The sequence below is a fragment of the Bacillus altaicus genome (genome assembly GCF_042136375.2).
GTDB lineage: Bacteria > Bacillota > Bacilli > Bacillales > Bacillaceae_G > Bacillus_A > Bacillus_A cereus_U.
The window spans coordinates 997,495-1,015,685 of record NZ_CM143394.1; the positions used below are offsets into that span (position 1 = coordinate 997,495).

Genomic DNA, 18,191 nt, shown 5'->3' on the forward strand with positions numbered 1-18,191 from the left:
TCGATGGATACTTTAATTTTTGAAGTTGGAACTGCGTTAGTATTAGTAGCTTTTGCAGCTATCCTCGCTGCAAAGTTAAAGTTCTCGATTATTCCGTTTCTCATTATACTCGGTATGCTAGTGGGGCCTCATGCCCCAGATTTAGGACTTATCGATTTAAGGTTTATTGAAAGCGGAGAAGTTATTTCCTTCCTCGGCCGTGTTGGCGTCATATTCCTCCTATTCTACTTAGGCTTAGAATTCTCAATAAAAAAATTAATTAAATCAGGAAAGTCGATTGCCCTTGGGGGAACTGTTCATATATCACTTAATTTTATATTAGGTTTACTTTATGGATATATAATGGGCTTCCCCTTACTAGAAACATTAATTATTGCTGGAATCATTACAATTTCATCGAGTGCAATTGTAGCGAAAGTAATCGTTGATTTAAGAAGATCTGGTAATAAAGAGACAGAGCTAATTTTAGGAATCATTATGTTTGATGACATCTTTTTAGCTGTATATTTATCAGTCGTTTCAGGTTTAGTACTCGGCGGTGCAACGTCATTTGTAGGTGCCCTTACATCTGTTTTAATAGCAGTAGGATATATGTTACTATTCTTTGTGGTCGCTAGAAAAGCTACGTCGTTCCTAAATAAAGTATTAGATATTTCGTCAAACGAAATTTTTATTATCGTAATATTCGCTATTTTATTCTTTGTAGCAGGATTCTCGGAAACGATTCATGTTGCTGAGGCGATTGGAGCATTATTATTAGGACTCGTCTTTTCAGAAACAGAGCATAGTGATCGAATCGAGCATCTCGTCGTCCCGTTTCGTGATTTCTTTGGAGCTATATTTTTCTTCAGCTTCGGTTTAAGTATAGATCCGTTTTCGCTTGGAGGAGCAGTATGGTTGGCATTAGGAGCAGTTTTCATTACTCTTATCGGTAATTTTACAGCTGGAATGATTGCAGGGCGTAAAGCCGGGTTATCGCATAAGGCTTCTACGAATATCGGTTTAACACTTATATCACGCGGGGAATTCTCCATTATTGTCGCGAATCTCGGGATAGCGGGTGGCTTAATGGAAACGATTAAACCATTCTCAGCCTTATATGTTTTAATATTGGCGTCGTTAGGGCCATTATTAACGAAGGAGTCTGGGAGAATATACTCTCTACTAGACAAAATATTTAAATGGAGTGCTAAAGAAAGTGCAAAACGTAAAAAGGAAGTTGGATAACCTTTCGCGAGGGAACGATTCCATTATTTATAGATTAATATCTTACAAAGACGATTAGAATACATTCTAATCGTCTTTGTGCTATTATCTGAATTTCATCAACTATTAATCAGTTGCCTTCCTATTTAAAAACGACTACAATTTTACTGTTATATATATGAACGAAAAAAAGAGAATAGGAGGGGAGACTATGCCAAGGAAAGTATGGCTATTAGTAGCTGGGATGATTATTAATGTCACGGGTGCTTCTTTTTTATGGCCTTTTAATACAATTTACTTACATGATAGTTTAGGGAAATCTTTATCAGTAGCCGGAATGGTATTAATGATCAACTCGCTTACTGGTGTAATCGGAAACTTGCTCGGCGGTGTTTTATTTGATAAATGGGGCGGTTATAAATCAATTTTAGTAGGGATTGTCATTACACTTGTATCGATTTTAGGTCTTGTATTTTTCCATGGTTGGCCGTTATATGTTGTGTGGCTAGCATTAATCGGATTCGGTTCTGGAATGGTGTTTCCATCGATGTATGCGATGGTTGGTACGGTTTGGCCAGAAGGCGGGAGACGAGCGTTCAATGCAATGTATGTTGGACAAAATGTTGGGATTGCGATTGGAACAGCGTGCGGTGGTTTAGTTGCGTCTTATCGTTTTGATTATATTTTCTTAGCGAACTTTATTTTATATTTTATTTTCTTCTTAATCGCCTTTATTGGATTTCGTGGTATGGAAGCAAAAAAAGAGCAAGAGGTACAAAAAGAAGCCGAAGCGAAAAAAGGGTGGTCACTTACACCTGGATTTAAAGCACTTCTTATCGTATGTGTAGCATATGCTTTATGCTGGGTTACATACGTACAGTGGCAAGGGGCAATTGCGACGTATATGCAACAGTTAAATATTAGCCTTCGTCACTACAGTTTATTATGGACGATAAACGGGGCGATGATTGTTTGTGCACAGCCGCTTGTTAGTATGCTGATTCGCTGGATGAAGCGTTCTTTAAAACAACAAATTATGATTGGAATTATCATTTTTGCGGCGTCGTTTATTGTTTTAAGTCAAGCGCAGCAATTTACGATGTTTCTCGTTGCGATGGTGACATTAACAATTGGTGAATTATTCGTATGGCCGGCAATTCCGACCATTGCAAATATACTTGCGCCGAAAGATAAGTTAGGATTTTATCAAGGCGTTGTAAATAGCGCAGCGACTGTAGGGAAAATGTTCGGACCGGTCGTTGGCGGAGCGATTGTTGACTTATACAATATGGAAGTATTGTTTATTGCGATCATGGTAATGCTTGTAGTAGCGCTTATAGCAACGAGTATTTATGATAGACGAGTAAAAGTAGAAGAAACAGTTGAAGAAAAAATTGCAGTTTAGTTTGACGGAACATGCAACATGTTTTAGAATATATTTAAATAAATAGTAATAAAATATCCTTTGGAACAAGGGAGTTAGCTCGGCTGTCCTAAGACGAATTCGTTAGTTAGCAAGAGTAACGATTAACCGAGAAGCCTCCGCTTCAAGTAAGCTCTTAAGAGATACTAAGTGGTGGGTAGTTCACATTAACTCATATTTGTAATAACAGTGAGAAGGAGTAGTAGTAATAGAAGCTGGTTTAGAGAGTTGACGGTCGGTGCAAGTCAATCCACGTTTCGTTATGAACTCGCCTTTGAGTTGCAGTTGTGAAATTATTAGTAGCAATTGCCGTTAATCCACGTTACGGATCTAAGCGAATGTATTTATTACATTAATTTAGGGTGGTACCGCGGGAATCTATAACCTCTCGTCCCTTTCTAGGGATGAGAGGTTTTTTGTATTTTGGGCGGTGAAAATAAATGGAATTTCAAGGAGGGTATCTCATGAGCTTTAATCATCAAAAAATTGAGAAGAAGTGGCAAGGTCATTGGGAAGAGAATAAAACATTCCGTACGCCAGATGAGACGGAAAAACCAAAATTTTATGCACTAGATATGTTCCCATATCCATCAGGTGCAGGCTTACACGTAGGGCATCCAGAAGGATATACAGCGACAGATATTTTATCTCGTATGAAGCGTATGCAAGGGTATAACGTTCTTCATCCAATGGGATGGGATGCATTCGGTCTTCCAGCAGAGCAATATGCACTTGATACTGGAAACAGCCCGGCAGAATTTACAGAGCTTAATATTAATACATTTCGTAATCAAATTAAGGCATTAGGTTTCTCTTACGATTGGGATCGTGAAGTAAATACAACAGATCCAACTTACTACAAGTGGACACAATGGATCTTCCTAAAACTATTTGAAAAAGGTTTAGCTTACGTTGATGAAGTACCTGTAAACTGGTGCCCAGCACTTGGTACAGTACTTGCGAATGAAGAAATAATTGACGGGAAGAGTGAGCGTGGTGGACATCCAGTTGAGCGTCGTCCGATGAGACAGTGGATGTTAAAAATTACAGCTTACGGAGATCGTCTATTAGAAGATCTAGATGATCTTGATTGGCCAGAAAGCTTAAAAGATATGCAGCGTAACTGGATCGGTCGTTCTGAAGGTGCAGAAGTACATTTCAACATCGATGGTACAGATGAGAAGTTCACAGTTTTCACAACGCGTCCTGATACACTATTTGGTGCAAGCTACTGTGTACTTGCTCCAGAACATGCACTTGTTGCTGACATTACAACAACAGAAAAAAAAGAAGCGGTAGAAGCTTATATTGATTCTGTAAAAATGAAGAGTGACCTAGAGCGTACAGAACTTGCGAAAGAGAAAACAGGTGTATTCACTGGTGCTTACGCAGTTAACCCAGTAAATGGTGAGAAATTACCAATCTGGATCGCTGACTATGTTCTTGCAACTTACGGAACAGGTGCTGTAATGGCAGTTCCAGCTCACGATGAGCGTGACTATGAATTCGCATCAACGTTCAATCTTCCAATGAAGGAAGTTGTAAAAGGCGGAGACATTTCAAAAGAAGCATATACAGGTGATGGTGCGCACGTAAACTCAGCATTCCTTGATGGTTTAAATAAAGAAGAAGCAATCGTAAAAATGATTGAGTGGCTTGAAGTAACAAGCGCAGGAAATCAAAAAGTAACGTACCGTCTACGTGACTGGTTATTTAGCCGCCAACGTTACTGGGGTGAGCCAATTCCAGTAATCCATTGGGAAGATGGTACAATGACAGCTGTGAAAGAAGAAGAATTACCATTAGTTCTTCCGAAAACAGAGAACATTCGTCCTTCAGGTACAGGTGAATCACCACTTGCAAACATTGAAGAGTGGGTAAATGTTGTTGATCCTGAAACTGGTAAAAAAGGTCGTCGTGAAACAAACACAATGCCACAATGGGCTGGTAGCTGCTGGTACTACTTACGCTACATCGATCCAAACAACAGCGAAGCACTTGTAGATCCTGAAAAAGTAAAACAATGGCTTCCAGTTGATATTTATATCGGCGGAGCAGAGCACGCTGTACTTCACTTATTATATGCTCGTTTCTGGCATAAAGTATTATATGATATCGGTGTAGTTCCAACGAAAGAACCGTTCCAACAATTATTCAACCAAGGTATGATCTTAGGTGAAAACAACGAGAAAATGAGTAAATCAAAAGGTAACGTTGTAAACCCGGATGATATTGTAGCAAGCCATGGTGCAGATACACTTCGTCTATACGAAATGTTCATGGGACCATTAGATGCTTCAATCGCTTGGTCTGAAAATGGTCTTGACGGAGCTCGTCGTTTCCTAGACCGTGTATGGCGCCTATTCATTCAAGATAACGGTGAATTAAGTGAGAAAATTACTGATGCACCAAACAAAGAGCTTGAAAAAGCTTACCACCAAACAGTGAAGAAAGTAACAGAAGACTATACAGAGCTTCGCTTCAACACAGCGATTTCTCAAATGATGGTATTCATCAACGATGCATACAAAGCTGAAACACTTCCGAAAGAATATGTAGAAGGTTTCGTAAAAATGATTGCACCAGTTGCACCTCACATCGGGGAAGAACTTTGGAGCAAGCTTGGATACAATGAAACAATCACATATGCAAGCTGGCCAACATTTGATGAGTCTAAACTTGTAGAAGATGAAGTTGAAATCGTTGTTCAAATTATGGGCAAAGTTCGCGCAAAATTAACAATGAGTAAAGACGCATCAAAAGAAGAAATGGAACAACTTGCACTTGAAGCAATTAAAGAACAAATCGAAGGAAAAGCAGTTCGTAAAGTAATTGTCGTTCCTGGAAAACTTGTTAACGTTGTTGCAAACTAATTAATTATTAATAAAAGCTCAGAGCGTTTATGCTCTGAGCTTTTTTATGTGAAAAATAATCTCTGGATCACCTTCATCTAAGTTTTCGATTATTCCACTACGCATAAATCCATTCGCTTTAAAAACTTTTTGCATATTTGTATTCGATTCGTTCGCTGAAGAAAATATTTTTTGAGTAGGAGAATTATTTAACATATATGAGATTAATGAGCTTGCATGACCTTGTCTTCTTTTCGTTGGCGAAACAATTATTAATGAGAGGAAAGTACAACCAAAGAAATTTGTATCGTATGTTAGAAAACCGGAAATAGAATTGTCCTCTTTTGCAATTATGCATTTTCCTTCATCAATAGCGTGTTTAATATAATTTCGTCTACTATCGTCTCCGATCACATCGATATCTATATGTACGATTGAATCTAAATCGTCGATTGAAGCCTTTGCTACGTTCTCCAATGGAAATGCCTCCTTTCGAATGAAGAAAAAATAATCAGTCAATTAATCCTATCATGAATGAAGAGCGAAGAAAAAGGTGCGGAATTCCCATATAGACAAACACCTATTCTTCTATAGGAAATATGATAAAAAAGGTAGGTTAAATTGAGAAGAAGAGGTGAAAGGAATGAAAGGGATGGACAATAATGCACCACATGGCTTCTTCGGAGGTGGATCGGATAGTTATGGACAAATGATGTTCATGGGAGGAGATGGGCAACACGGGTATGGTGGAATCCCAAGTTGGATGGGGGGAACACAAGGAGGATTTCCAACATCAGTAGCTGGAGCACAAACAGGAATTCCGACATTAGTAGGAGGAGCACAAGGAGGAGTGCCTGTAGGTATGCCAACTACATTTCCATCTTTCGTGGGAGGAGCACAAGGAGGAGTACCTGTAGGTATGCCAACTACATTTCCATCTTTTGTAGAAGGAGCACAAGGAGGAGTGCCTGTAGGTATGCCAACTACATTTCCATATTTCGTGGGAGGCGTACAAACAGGATTTCCTGTACCTGGCGTCGGTGTTGTAGCTGGTGGAGTTGGTGGTTTCCCACAAGGTGTTCACGGTCATCATGTGCACCATGGTCATCATCAGCACCACGGTCATCATCAGCACCACGGTCATCATCAGCACCACGGTCATCATCAGCACCACGGTCATCATCAACACCACGGTCACCATCAACAACATGGCCATCATCAGCACCACGGTCACCATCAACAACAAGTACATCACCACGGTCATCACCAAATTCATCCGCAGGCTGTTCTTTTTCAAACACAACACCATCATCAAGGGCAACACCATCATCAAGGGCAACACCATCATCAAGGGCAACACCATCATCAAGGGCAACACCATCATCAAGGACAACACCATCATCAAGGGCAACACCATCATCAAGGACAACACCATCATCAAGGGCAACACCATCACCAAGGGCAACATCACCATCAAGGGCAGCAACATCATCAAGGACAACATCACCACCAAGGGCAGCAACATCATCAAGGACAACAAAATCATCAAGGGCAACAACAAATTTGGTACGGTGGAGGAGCTGGAACTGCAGCGGGAACAGCTGGAATTACAGCTGGAGCAGCGGGTCATGCTGGACATGTGGGACATTAATGAATTACATGAAAAATTCTCTTGTGTACAAGGGGATTTTTTATTTTGAGGAAAAACATATTTGCAGTTCGAAATGCGATATTGATTCATTAGTAAAATACGAAGTTCATGACCTGTGAATGATAGTACAAAAAACTGCTAAGAATATTCTTAGCAGTTTCTCTTACATTATTTACCTGTGTTTGCCAATACCTCTTGACGTTGGCGTTCGATTTCAGCACGAAGTTGTGGTTCTGGTGCTTGCCAGCCTTCAGGTTTTAAAATTTTGCCGTCGCCTTCACGGAAGCGAGGTTTCCCATCAGGGAATAGTTTTGCCATGTTAGCGTTGTTTACAATTTCAAATCCTTTATCTGGACGTACGCCCATTTCTGCAAACGTTCCGAATGCAAAGTAAATAAGGTCAATAAGTGCATCATATTGATCTTCAACAGTGGTTGCTTCTAGAAATTCTTCTAACTCTTCTTGCATAAAGCTAGCACGAATTTTTGCACGCTCTTCTGTTAGTTTTGTTGGAGTATTTGTCACAGGATGTCCGAATTCTTCATGCATTTTTGCAACAAGTTCGTATCCTTTATCTAAACCTTTTTCGTTTGTCATGTTGTTTCATCCTTTCTCGCTTTGTGCCGAATTTCATTGTAACATAAGGTGATTATGAAATGAAAAGAACATCTTATAGAAATAAGATGTTCGCTCGTTATTCTTCTTTTTTAATTAAAATAGATAAAATAAGGTCGATGCCAAACATACCAACAAGTAACATTGGTATAACAACAAGCAAATAACGTGTGAAAGAAACATTTTTTAAGTATGTATGAGCAAATAAAAAGACGCCGAGAAATAAAATACCATTTAAAATAGGTTTTACTAATTTTTTAGACATAAGCTCCCCCGTAAATATCCCTTTTCTCTATTTAAAAATAAAAACTCCCCTCTCCGTTGTACCATGCCAGAGAGGGGAGTTCAATCATTAACTTATTCAATCACACCAGAATTTGTAATATTTACGGTGTATTTTATTTTAACAGGAACATCTTTGTACATTCGTTTCCACTCTTCTAATTTGAATGGGCGATAATGTTGCTTATATTTAGCTCCTAGCCCGAGAGGATCGACACCTAAAGATTTAAACTGTTTAATTAGTTTGTTCCCCTGTGTATCCAATTGTTTTTGGATGGCTTTTTCAATGTTGTTTGTGTTCTTTGCATTTTCTAAGTTAATTTGTTTCGATAATTCTTGAATACGAGCATCAAGCTTAACATGAATAAAAAAAGAAGGCTTACCGTTTTTTATTTTTATATCGTAAGTTGGAACAGAACGAATATTATTAATCATTACGTACGCAGAATCCGTTTTAAATTCATGTGAATCTAATCTGTGTTTCTCTAACAGTCCTTTAAATATGAACATATCTTTTTCCTCAATTTTACCGATATATTTATCCTTTTTAAAAAGACCAATTCCAATGATTTTTATTTTGTCAGCATGTTTCTTTAAAATCGGAATATAGTAGTCTTGCCCTTCTTGATAATAACGGAATGCTCCTATATGCAGGTTATCCTTTGGTAAAGGACCAGTTTCCATGTTATGTTCTAGCAATTTCTTTATATAAATTGCAACATTGGATGAAGTCGTATATTTTCCTTTTAAAAGTTCAGTGCCACTTCCCTCTAATAAAGCAACATATAAAGCGTTCCCTATATTCACATCTCGAATTAATGTGTCAAATGTAGTAGACATTCCTTTTTTTGCAATTTTTGTAGTAAATAGAGCAACTCGCATTTGTCCGCTCGCAAATGGTTGAGAAGATTCTAAAGATGTGTCTGCTTTTACTTGTTTTACCGCATTTGCCGTTCCTTCAAAAACTTGAACTTTATTTCCTTTTCGCTGAATGGGACAAACGAATGTCACTTTTACTTTATTATCCTTTGCTACATCGAAAACAGTTCCTTGAATAAGTTGTACATCATCGATAATATTTTTTTGTAAACATCCAGTTAGACTGAAGAGTGTTATACAAGAAATAAGTATTAATTTGCTTTTGCTTTTGATTTTTTCCATTTTCTTTTCACCCACACAATGATAAATAGGATTGGGATGTATACATAAATGAGCCAAAAACTAACTTTTGATGCATTACTAATAAAATTATTAATATCGTGTCTGTTTGTTAAAAGTTGTGAAACAATGAGGGTGATAAGGATAAACGTGATTAGAACCCCTCTTTGTTTTACGCGAAATATTTCGTGAGTTCCTCTCATTGCCGCCCATAAAGGAAGGATGGAACTTGTAACAATAACGAGTGCATAAGCTGAAATTGCAATATATTCTAGCCTTTCTATGAAGGGAAGTTGAATTACTTGGGTCATAGAGAGTTGAGACCAGATTGTTTTAAATAATTGTTTTTCACTAAAAAAAGTAAAGGCTAAAAGAGTACTGAATAAATATAACAGGTTTGAAAACAGTGCTCCGTATTGAGCGAATTTATGCGATTTTTTAGGTTGTTTTACAAATGGATATACCATAAGATAGACCTCAAATCCGGACATACTATATATTGAAAGGTGTGCAGCTTTTAATATATCTGAAAAAGAGTGTGTAAACATAGGAAGTAAATTATCCCAATGTGAGTACTTCAAAACGAAAAGGCTAAGAAATAAATATCCTAATGTACCGCCAATAGCGATAACGCAAATGCCAGTAATTACACGAAATCCGGAAGAAATAATGTAATAGCTAACTAAGCATAAAAAGAGTGTTAACATCCAAGTTGAAGCGGTAGGGAACATCCACACTTGAATAATTTCAACGTATGTTCGAATGACAGAAATACTGACGGTTAAAAAATACATCATAAAGATAAGACTAATACCGTTTCCTAGCCATTTTCCAAATGTTTGTCGATGTAAATCAATTAAATTCCCGTTTGTTTCTTTTAATAAGAAATACATCATCCATATAAGAATATGGATACAGATTCCTGTGATTAGAACTCCCATCCAGCTGTCGTATCCAGCGACTTTTGCTATAATTCGAGCAAACCCGAGAACGCCAGCACCAAACTGTGCACTGTGAATTAAGAAGAAAACAAAAATAGGAGATATTTGATATTTTTCTTGAACTTTACTCATCAATGCACCTCATTTCTTAATCATCAAAATCCGATCTATGTTTTGTTGAAATTCCTTTTGCTGACTTTTTCACATGCTGTGGTCTCGCTTGTACATCTCGTGTATCAATCATCGTTAATGGAAAACGAATCCATGAATCTTTCATTGATTGTTGTCTAGTTGGATAAAAAAGCGCGTACGGTTTACGTAAAGAAGTTAGTCTAAAAAGATGGGTAAATAAAAAGATAAATCCAAGAGAGATACCAAATAGACCACCTATTTCTGCAAAGGCGAGAAATGGGAAACGCAGTAAACGAACGGCGTTACCCATTTTATAAATAGGTGTAATAAAGGATGCAAGTGCTGATAAGGCAACGATAATTAATAAAATATTACTCGTTAAACCAGCTTGTACAGATGCCTGCCCGATTACGATACCGCCTACAATACCAAGTGTTTGACCAACTTTCATTGGTAATCTCGCACCAGCTTCTCTTAATAAATCAATGGCAAGTTCTAAGAAGAGTGCTTCAATTAAAGGTGGAAACGGTACTTGCGCCCTTGATAAAATTAACGTTTCCAATAAATCACTAGGAACTAATTCATAGTGATAGTTTAAAGTGGCAACATATAATGGTGTCGCGCAAATTGAGAATAAAACAGCGATCAATCTTAAAATCCTTGAGAATGTAGCGTATAACCAAGAAACGTTATAGTCTTCTGGTGAAATGAAAAAATCAAAATATGATACAGGAGTTAAGAGGACACTTGGAGAACCATCAACAAAAATAGCGATTTTGCCATCAATAAGTGCCTTTGTAACTCTGTCAGTCCGCTCTGTATTTATATAGAGCGGGAAAATGGATTTTTCCCCCATTAATTCTTGTATATATGCACTATCGTTAATTTGATCATATTCAAGAGAACGTAATGATTCCTCTAGAAAATCTACATTATCTTTCTCAGCTAAGTTATTTAAATACATCATAACGACTTTTGTTTTTGAGAACTCTCCGATAATCATTTCTTTTGTTTGTAACTCTAAAACAGGAAGGCGTTTTCTTACTAAATTAATATTCGTATCAATATCTTCTACGAATCCTTCTTGTGGCCCGATAACGGTGGATTCATTTAATGGAGGAGTTGGTGCACGATAATTATCAATTGCAATGTTTGCAAGCATACATTTTTGATCTTGCTGATTCAATTGAATAATCGCATGTCCCTTTAAAACCATGTCCTCAATTTTTTGTAAGTCGTTCGTAATCGTTATACCACTCATTGGAATATGTTCTTTTAATTCTTCTAATGGAGCGCAAGGACGTTCCATTAGAGTAGGCATTAAATACTTTTGCAATTTCTCACCATCAAGTGAAGGGCGATAGTAAGAAATCCAATATGGCATCGTTTCATCGTCAGATGTGTGGTAATTAACAAAATCACTAGACTGTTTCAGCTTCTCTATTAAATCTTGTAGAGAATGAATATGGTCATTTTCTGGCTTGCTAAAGTCATAAATGCTGTTACTTCCTGAGCTTTGTTGTTTGTTTTGAGAATTATCCTCTTGTTTAGAACTTTGCTGCTTATTTTGAGAATTATCCTCTTGCTTAGAATTTTGCTGCGTGTCTTGAGAAGAATCCTTTTGCTTAGAATTTTGTTGTTTGCTTTGAGAATTATCCTCTTGTTTAGAACTTTGCTGTTTGTTTTGAGAATTATCCTCTTGTTTAGAACTTTGCTGTTTGTTTTGAGAATTATCCTCTTGTTTAGAGTTTTGCTGTTTGTTTTGAGAATTATCTTCTTGCTTAGAACTTTGCTGTTTGTTTTGAGAATTATCCTCTTGTTTAGAATTTTGCTGCTTGTTTAGAGAATTATCTTCTTGCTTAGAACTTTGCTGTTTGTTTTGAGAATTATCCTCTTGTTTAGAGTTTTGCTGCTTGTTTTGAGAATTATCCTCTTGTTTAGAATTTTGCTGTTTGTTTTGAGAAGAATCCTCTTGCTTAGAACTTTGTTGTTTGTTTTGAGAAGAATCCTCTTGTTTAGAGTTTTGTTGCTTATTTTGAGAAGAATTATCTTGTTTAGAGTCTTGCCGTTTATTTTGAGAAGAATCATCAGTTTGTTCCGTGCTTTTTGCCTCGTCATTCTTATCTTTGTTATGTTCCTTTTGATCATCAGACTGTTGTTTCGAATCATCTGTCTCTTTTGTATTTGAATTTTTTTTCTTACGTAACCAATTCCAAATCATATATATGCCCTCTTTAATTGTGTAATATAGTGCTATTTTGTGGCTAATTTTGTATATTATTCATTTATTTATGAAAAGAAGGAGGAGATTGGTTTGCATAGAAAAAATCCTTTAGTAAGCAGTTCATAAAATGACGGGAAGAAGGCGAGTCTGTGCAAATTGTAAAAAAGGAGAAGTTTGTTTTAAAAGAGTTTGTGTTTGAAAATGGTAGGGGAATTCCTGTTCAAATGGGGTATGAGACGTATGGTGCTTTAAATAGAGAAAGATCAAATGGGATTTTGGTTTGTCACTATTTTAGTGCAACAAGTCATGCCGCAGGAAAATATACAGAGCATGATGAGGAAGCTGGTTGGTGGGATGGATTAATTGGACCTGGGAAAGCAATTGATACAAATAAATATTTCGTTATATGTACTGATAACCTTTGTAATGTACAGGTGAAGAACCCCTATGTGATTACAACGGGACCAAAATCGATAAATCCGATGACTGGTTTTGAGTATGCGATGGATTTTCCAGTTTTCACATTTTTAGATGTAGCACGTATGCAATATGAGTTAATAAAAGATATGGGGATTGCTAGATTACATGCTGTAATGGGACCATCGGCAGGTGGGATGATTGCGCAGCAATGGGCTGTCCACTATCCTCATATGGTAGAACGAATGATTGGAGTTATTACGAATCCACAAAATCCAATTATAACGTCGGGAAATGTAGCGCAAAATGCGATTGAAGCAATTCAGCTTGATCCAAATTGGAAAGGTGGAAAGTACGGAGAGGAGCAACCAACGAAGGGGCTTCATTTAGCGAATAAAATGATGTTTATGAACGCATTTGATGAACATTTTTATGAAATGGCATTCCCGCGGAACAGTATAGAAATGGCACCTTATCAGCAATTCTCTGCACTAACATCATTTGAGAAAGAAATAAATAAAGTGACATGTAAAAGTATAGATTTAGTAGATGCAAATTCATGGATGTACACTACGAAAGCGGTCTTATTACATGATGTTGCACATGGATTTTCTTCCTTAGAAGAGGCTCTTTCTAAGATTGAAGCGAATGTACTCATGATTCCATGCAAACAAGATTTACTTCAGCCGCCTCGTTCAAATTATAAAATGGTAGAAATTTTGCAAAAGCAAGGGAAGTATGCAGAAGTATATGAGATAGAAAGTATAAATGGGCATATGGCAGGAGCGTTAGATGTTCATTTGTTTGAAAAGAAAGTTTATGAGTTTTTAAACCGGAAAGTATCTAGTTTTGTGTAGGAAATAATGAATGTGGAAAGGTGCATGATTTATAGTAGGCACCTTTTTTTACATGATTTGCAGACGGAAAATATATGAAGCGACTGATAAACCGAAGAAAGCTATACTAAGTAATAGAAATAAGAATGACATTTCTTGAGGGGATTTTATCTTTTTATTATTTTTCATACTAAGAGCAATAACTGCAAAAACTAAGAAAATGATGCCCATAATGAAAAGAAAAAGTGTCATTTTAACTGGCTCCTTTCATCAAACAAGTATATTGAGGATACAATGCGCCAGTTATGTTTGTAAAGAATAAGTTTTGCGGAAAAATTGAGAAATAAATGTTCCATTCTTTGCGTTCCTTCCTTCGCATGCTAAAATTGATGAGAAATGATTGTTTAAAGAAGAAACTGAAGGTTTTATTGTATATAAGGAGGAACTACATATGACAGAAGTAAAGACGATTACTACAGAAGAAGTGCAAGAGCGTTTAGAAAATGGAGAAACCTTATTTTTAGTAGATGTAAGGGAAGATGAAGAAGTAGCGGCAGGGAAAATTCCGGAAGCTGTACATATTAAAATGGGCGATATTCCAAATAAAGTAGATTTCTTTGAGAAAGAGAATGAATATATCTTTATTTGCCGTTCGGGAATGCGTAGTGAAAATGTATGCCATTATTTAAATGAGCAAGGATTTAAAACAGTGAATATGGTTGGCGGTATGCTTCAATATGAAGGCGAAACGAAATAGTTAATTGTTAAAAACTTGAAACGAGTCTGTTTCAAGTTTTTTTCTTTTGCATACAGTATACAAAAGGGGGAGGCGAAATGGGAATTAACATGCGTAAAGTAAAAATTATAAATAATACGGGAGCTGTTAATGTTGGCGACTGTTATGATATCTCACCTTTAAATGTGGCAAAAATATACGCTGGTGCTGGAGGGTCAAGTGCGGCTATTTTTTTAAATGGGAAGCGGCAGCCAGAAGCGGTGATTAGAACGTCAGTATTTCTTCCACCATTAGCGACAAGTACACGTACATTAGGTGCATAAAGGAAAGGTAGAGTGTAAGTATGCCTGCACACATCAAAGAGTTTATTATTGTTAATAATACTGGGAATATATTTACGGGTGATAATTTGAGTGATAATTCGTTTACTGCTTCGAAATCGTATAGTGGCTCAATGGGATGCACTTGGATTGATATTGTTACAGTAATAGGGACGGAGACGAAGCTTTGTTTACAGCCGGGAGATTCGGTGACGACAACATATACACGGGGTACTCCTGCTGGTACTTTAACAGGAACAAATATGGGGCAAAGTGTAAATACATCGGGTATAGCGCAAGCTGTCCCTAATACAGATAATATGGATTCAACAGCTGGACTCCCCTAGGAAATTAGGGGAGTTTTTATTAATTTAATTAAAAAATTCACTTCATAAAATAAATTAGAGTCTAATAAAAGTAGTCTTGGAGATTGCTTTTGTAAATAGATTAAAAAGAAGAGTTTTGTTTCATGTAAAAAGATGGTTTGTAGGTGGTGAAAATGTGAAAGAGCGTGATAATAAAGGGAAACAACATTCGTTAAACTCTAATTTTAGAATTCCACCAGAACTTATTGGGCCTACTTTTCCTCCTGTTCCAACTGGATTTACGGGTATAGGGATTACAGGCCCAACAGGTCCACAAGGTCCACAAGGTCCAACGGGCCCTCAAGGACCAAGAGGATTTCAAGGTCCGATGGGAGAGATGGGACCGACAGGACCGCAAGGAGTGCAAGGGATTCAAGGGCCAGCTGGACAAATAGGAGCAACAGGACCAGAAGGACAACAGGGGCCGCAAGGATTGAGGGGACCAGTAGGAGCAACGGGAGCAACAGGTTTGCAGGGCGTGCAAGGAATTCAAGGTCCGATTGGTTCAACAGGCACGACAGGAGCACAAGGAATACAGGGAATACAGGGATTACAAGGTCCGATTGGAGCTACTGGACCAGAGGGACCTCAAGGAATCCAAGGAGTGCAAGGGTTACCAGGAGCAACTGGCCCCCAAGGAGTGCAAGGAGTGCAAGGGCTTATTGGTCCACAAGGGCCGAGTGGAAGTACAGGGGTAACTGGAGCAACTGGTCAGGGGGTTACAGGCCCAACAGGAATTACAGGTTCAACAGGGGTAACCGGTCCGTCAGGAGGACCTCCTGGCCCAACAGGTCCAACTGGTGCAACAGGGCCAGGAGGCGGACCGAGTGGAAGTACAGGAGTAACTGGATCGACAGGAAATACTGGGGCGACAGGAAGTCCAGGAGTACCTGGTGCAACAGGTCCGACGGGAAGTACAGGAGCAACTGGGATACAGGGCTCACAAGGAATACAAGGGATCCAAGGGCCACTTGGACCAACAGGACCAGAAGGTCCGCAGGGGATTCAAGGTATTCCTGGTCCGACTGGAATAACGGGAGAACAAGGAATACAAGGAGTACAAGGGATTCAAGGGATAACGGGAGCGACGGGAGATCAAGGAACACAAGGTATACAGGGGGCTATAGGACCTCAAGGAGTGACAGGAGCAACAGGAGAGCAAGGGCCTCAAGGAATACAAGGAGTACAAGGGCTAATAGGAGCAACAGGTCCACAAGGAATACAAGGAATCCAAGGACCGATGGGTGAATTGGGGCCAACAGGTCCAGAAGGTCCAGAAGGACTGCAGGGCCCGCAAGGAATACAAGGAGTACAAGGGCCAATTGGTCCAACGGGGCCAGAGGGACAGCAAGGAATACAAGGACCAGTGGGACCGGTAGGTACAACAGGTCCAGAAGGTCAGCAAGGTATACAGGGAGTGCAAGGTATACAGGGGCCGACGGGAGCGACAGGAGCACAAGGGATTCAAGGAATACAAGGGATACAAGGACAAATTGGTCCAACAGGACCAGAGGGCCCACAAGGAGTGCAAGGTCCTCAAGGTACAATTGGCCCAACAGGGCCAATGGGGCCACAAGGAGTGCAAGGAATACAAGGAGAAATAGGTGCGACGGGAGCGCAAGGTGTTCAAGGTCCACAAGGAATACAAGGAATCCAAGGTCCGACGGGAGTAACCGGAGATACAGGAGCAACGGGAGCGACTGGTGAGGGAACTACAGGCCCAACGGGCGTAACAGGCTCAACAGGGGTAACAGGACCTTCCGGAGGGCCAGCAGGGCCGAGTGGTCCAACAGGTCCGTCGGGACCAACAGGAGTAACAGGTCCATCGGGTGGGCCACCTGGTCCGACAGGTGTGACGGGAGCAACCGGAGATACAGGAGATACAGGAGCAACGGGAGCTACAGGTGTGACAGGAGCAACCGGAGATATAGGAGCAACGGGAGCAACAGGTCTGCAGGGCCCGCAAGGAATACAAGGAATCCAAGGTGTAATTGGTCCAACAGGTCCACAAGGTGCACAAGGTCCTCAAGGGATACAAGGAGTAACAGGAGCGACGGGAGATCAAGGTCCGCAAGGAATCCAAGGGCCACAAGGAATTCAAGGACCAACAGGACCTCAAGGAATTCAAGGAGAACAAGGTCCGCAAGGGATACAAGGAGCAACCGGAGCAACGGGAGCACAAGGCCCACAGGGAATTCAAGGGATACAAGGAATCCAAGGTCCGACCGGTCCACAAGGCCCAACTGGCATTCAAGGTGTGCAAGGGGAAATAGGTCCAACAGGTCCACAAGGAGTGCAAGGCTTGCAAGGCCCACAAGGCCCAACCGGGGACACGGGAGCAACAGGTTCGCAAGGCCCACAAGGAATTCAAGGTCCAACGGGAGTCACGGGAGCCACGGGAGCAACAGGGCTACAAGGAATTCAAGGTCCAACCGGCCCAACAGGAGCTGGAGCAACCGGAGCCACCGGGGTGACTGGAGTTAGTACAACTGCAACATATGCATTTGCAAATAATACATCAGGAAGTGTTATTTCTGTTTTGTTAGGTGGCACGAATATTCCGTTACCAAACAATCAAAATATTGGACCAGGAATAACCGTTAGTGGTGGAAATACTGTATTTACAGTTGCGAATGCAGGGAATTATTATATAGCCTATACAATTAATTTAACGGCAGGATTACTTGTAAGTTCGCGTATAACTGTAAATGGAAGTCCGCTTGCGGGAACGATAAACTCCCCAGCAGTGGCTGCTGGTTCATTTAGTGCAACAATAATTGCTAACTTACCCGCTGGAGCTGCCGTTAGTTTGCAATTATTTGGAGTAATTGCGTTGGCTACATTATCTACGGCAACGCCAGGAGCTACTCTAACTATTATTAGATTAAGTTAATAAGCAAAAAAACCTTGGAACTTTTATGTTTCAAGGTTTTTTATCCCTCTATTTGTGGGCTAATAATCAGTGGGGATGGACAAAACCCCCACTGATTAAAGTTTCACTTTATTCACTTGAGCAAAAACATCGCGGTTCAA

At 39.3% G+C, this 18,191-nt stretch carries 16 protein-coding genes and 1 other annotated feature; of the genes, 9 read left to right on the forward strand and 7 right to left on the reverse strand.

The genetic code is table 11. The features are described 5' to 3' along the window. Window positions 1-3 precede the first annotated feature (3 nt). From ACE38F_RS05200 to leuS, 3 genes are all read left to right on the forward strand, one after another. Window positions 4-1,227: a cation:proton antiporter gene (locus tag ACE38F_RS05200; protein ID WP_375370056.1), complete on the forward strand. Its 1,224-nt coding sequence runs from the start codon at window positions 4-6 to the stop codon at window positions 1,225-1,227. A gap of 190 nt (window positions 1,228-1,417) precedes the next feature. Continuing rightward, the gene (locus tag ACE38F_RS05205) at window positions 1,418-2,611 is read left to right on the forward strand and encodes an MDR family MFS transporter (protein WP_375370055.1); all 1,194 of its coding nucleotides are present in this window, start codon (window positions 1,418-1,420) and stop codon (window positions 2,609-2,611) included. 198 nt (window positions 2,612-2,809) lie between these two features. Beyond that, window positions 2,810-3,028: a binding site (T-box leader), on the forward strand. A gap of 65 nt (window positions 3,029-3,093) precedes the next feature. After that, the gene (gene leuS, locus ACE38F_RS05210; protein WP_375370054.1) at window positions 3,094-5,502 is read left to right on the forward strand and encodes a leucine--tRNA ligase; all 2,409 of its coding nucleotides are present in this window, start codon (window positions 3,094-3,096) and stop codon (window positions 5,500-5,502) included. A gap of 27 nt (window positions 5,503-5,529) precedes the next feature. Here the strand turns inward: leuS and ACE38F_RS05215 are convergent, their stop codons facing one another. Continuing rightward, the gene (locus tag ACE38F_RS05215) at window positions 5,530-5,958 is read right to left on the reverse strand and encodes a GNAT family N-acetyltransferase (protein WP_375370053.1); all 429 of its coding nucleotides are present in this window, start codon (window positions 5,956-5,958) and stop codon (window positions 5,530-5,532) included. A gap of 166 nt (window positions 5,959-6,124) precedes the next feature. Here ACE38F_RS05215 and ACE38F_RS05220 point away from each other — a divergent pair, with 166 nt between their 5' ends. Further along, window positions 6,125-7,132: a VrrB protein gene (locus tag ACE38F_RS05220; RefSeq protein ID WP_375370052.1), complete on the forward strand. Its 1,008-nt coding sequence runs from the start codon at window positions 6,125-6,127 to the stop codon at window positions 7,130-7,132. 168 nt (window positions 7,133-7,300) lie between these two features. On the opposite strand, the gene ACE38F_RS05225 is transcribed toward ACE38F_RS05220, so the two are convergent. The 5 genes from ACE38F_RS05225 to ACE38F_RS05245 all read right to left on the reverse strand — a co-directional run bounded on the left by ACE38F_RS05225 (window position 7,301) and on the right by ACE38F_RS05245 (window position 12,481). Next, window positions 7,301-7,729, reverse strand: a complete 429-nt coding sequence (locus ACE38F_RS05225; RefSeq protein ID WP_199659275.1) for a pyrophosphohydrolase domain-containing protein — start codon at window positions 7,727-7,729, stop codon at window positions 7,301-7,303. A gap of 97 nt (window positions 7,730-7,826) precedes the next feature. After that, window positions 7,827-8,012, reverse strand: a complete 186-nt coding sequence (locus ACE38F_RS05230) for a hypothetical protein (RefSeq protein WP_000038783.1) — start codon at window positions 8,010-8,012, stop codon at window positions 7,827-7,829. A gap of 92 nt (window positions 8,013-8,104) precedes the next feature. Next, on the reverse strand, window positions 8,105-9,190 hold the full coding sequence (locus tag ACE38F_RS05235; protein ID WP_078173954.1) for a Ger(x)C family spore germination protein: 1,086 nt from the start codon (window positions 9,188-9,190) through the stop codon (window positions 8,105-8,107). Continuing rightward, window positions 9,160-10,260, reverse strand: coding sequence for a spore germination protein (locus ACE38F_RS05240; RefSeq protein ID WP_375370051.1), 1,101 nt, complete (start codon window positions 10,258-10,260; stop codon window positions 9,160-9,162). Before ACE38F_RS05240 ends, ACE38F_RS05235 begins: the two co-directional genes overlap by 31 nt. Before the next feature lie 16 nt (window positions 10,261-10,276). After that, window positions 10,277-12,481 carry a spore germination protein gene (locus ACE38F_RS05245; protein ID WP_375370050.1) on the reverse strand — a complete coding sequence of 735 codons (2,205 nt, stop codon included), beginning with the start codon at window positions 12,479-12,481 and terminating at the stop codon, window positions 10,277-10,279. Window positions 12,482-12,633: 152 nt separating this feature from the next. On the opposite strand from ACE38F_RS05245, the gene ACE38F_RS05250 reads away from it, so the two are divergent. Beyond that, window positions 12,634-13,758 (forward strand): homoserine O-acetyltransferase family protein, encoded by a 1,125-nt coding sequence (locus ACE38F_RS05250; protein ID WP_375370049.1) that lies wholly within the window; start codon window positions 12,634-12,636, stop codon window positions 13,756-13,758. 48 nt (window positions 13,759-13,806) lie between these two features. On the opposite strand, the gene ACE38F_RS05255 is transcribed toward ACE38F_RS05250, so the two are convergent. After that, window positions 13,807-13,989, reverse strand: coding sequence for a hypothetical protein (locus ACE38F_RS05255; RefSeq protein WP_002015640.1), 183 nt, complete (start codon window positions 13,987-13,989; stop codon window positions 13,807-13,809). A 199-nt stretch (window positions 13,990-14,188) separates the two neighbouring features. On the opposite strand from ACE38F_RS05255, the gene ACE38F_RS05260 reads away from it, so the two are divergent. The 4 genes from ACE38F_RS05260 to ACE38F_RS05275 all read left to right on the forward strand — a co-directional run bounded on the left by ACE38F_RS05260 (window position 14,189) and on the right by ACE38F_RS05275 (window position 18,051). Beyond that, window positions 14,189-14,494, forward strand: coding sequence for a rhodanese-like domain-containing protein (locus ACE38F_RS05260; RefSeq protein ID WP_000141214.1), 306 nt, complete (start codon window positions 14,189-14,191; stop codon window positions 14,492-14,494). Between the two features lie 77 nt (window positions 14,495-14,571). Continuing rightward, complete coding sequence (locus tag ACE38F_RS05265; RefSeq protein WP_375370048.1) at window positions 14,572-14,796, forward strand: spore germination protein; 225 nt, start codon at window positions 14,572-14,574, stop codon at window positions 14,794-14,796. Between the two features lie 20 nt (window positions 14,797-14,816). Further along, window positions 14,817-15,140: a hypothetical protein gene (locus ACE38F_RS05270; protein ID WP_375370047.1), complete on the forward strand. Its 324-nt coding sequence runs from the start codon at window positions 14,817-14,819 to the stop codon at window positions 15,138-15,140. Window positions 15,141-15,294: 154 nt separating this feature from the next. Continuing rightward, window positions 15,295-18,051: a BclA-related collagen-like exosporium protein gene (locus tag ACE38F_RS05275; protein WP_375370046.1), complete on the forward strand. Its 2,757-nt coding sequence runs from the start codon at window positions 15,295-15,297 to the stop codon at window positions 18,049-18,051. Window positions 18,052-18,191 lie beyond the last annotated feature (140 nt).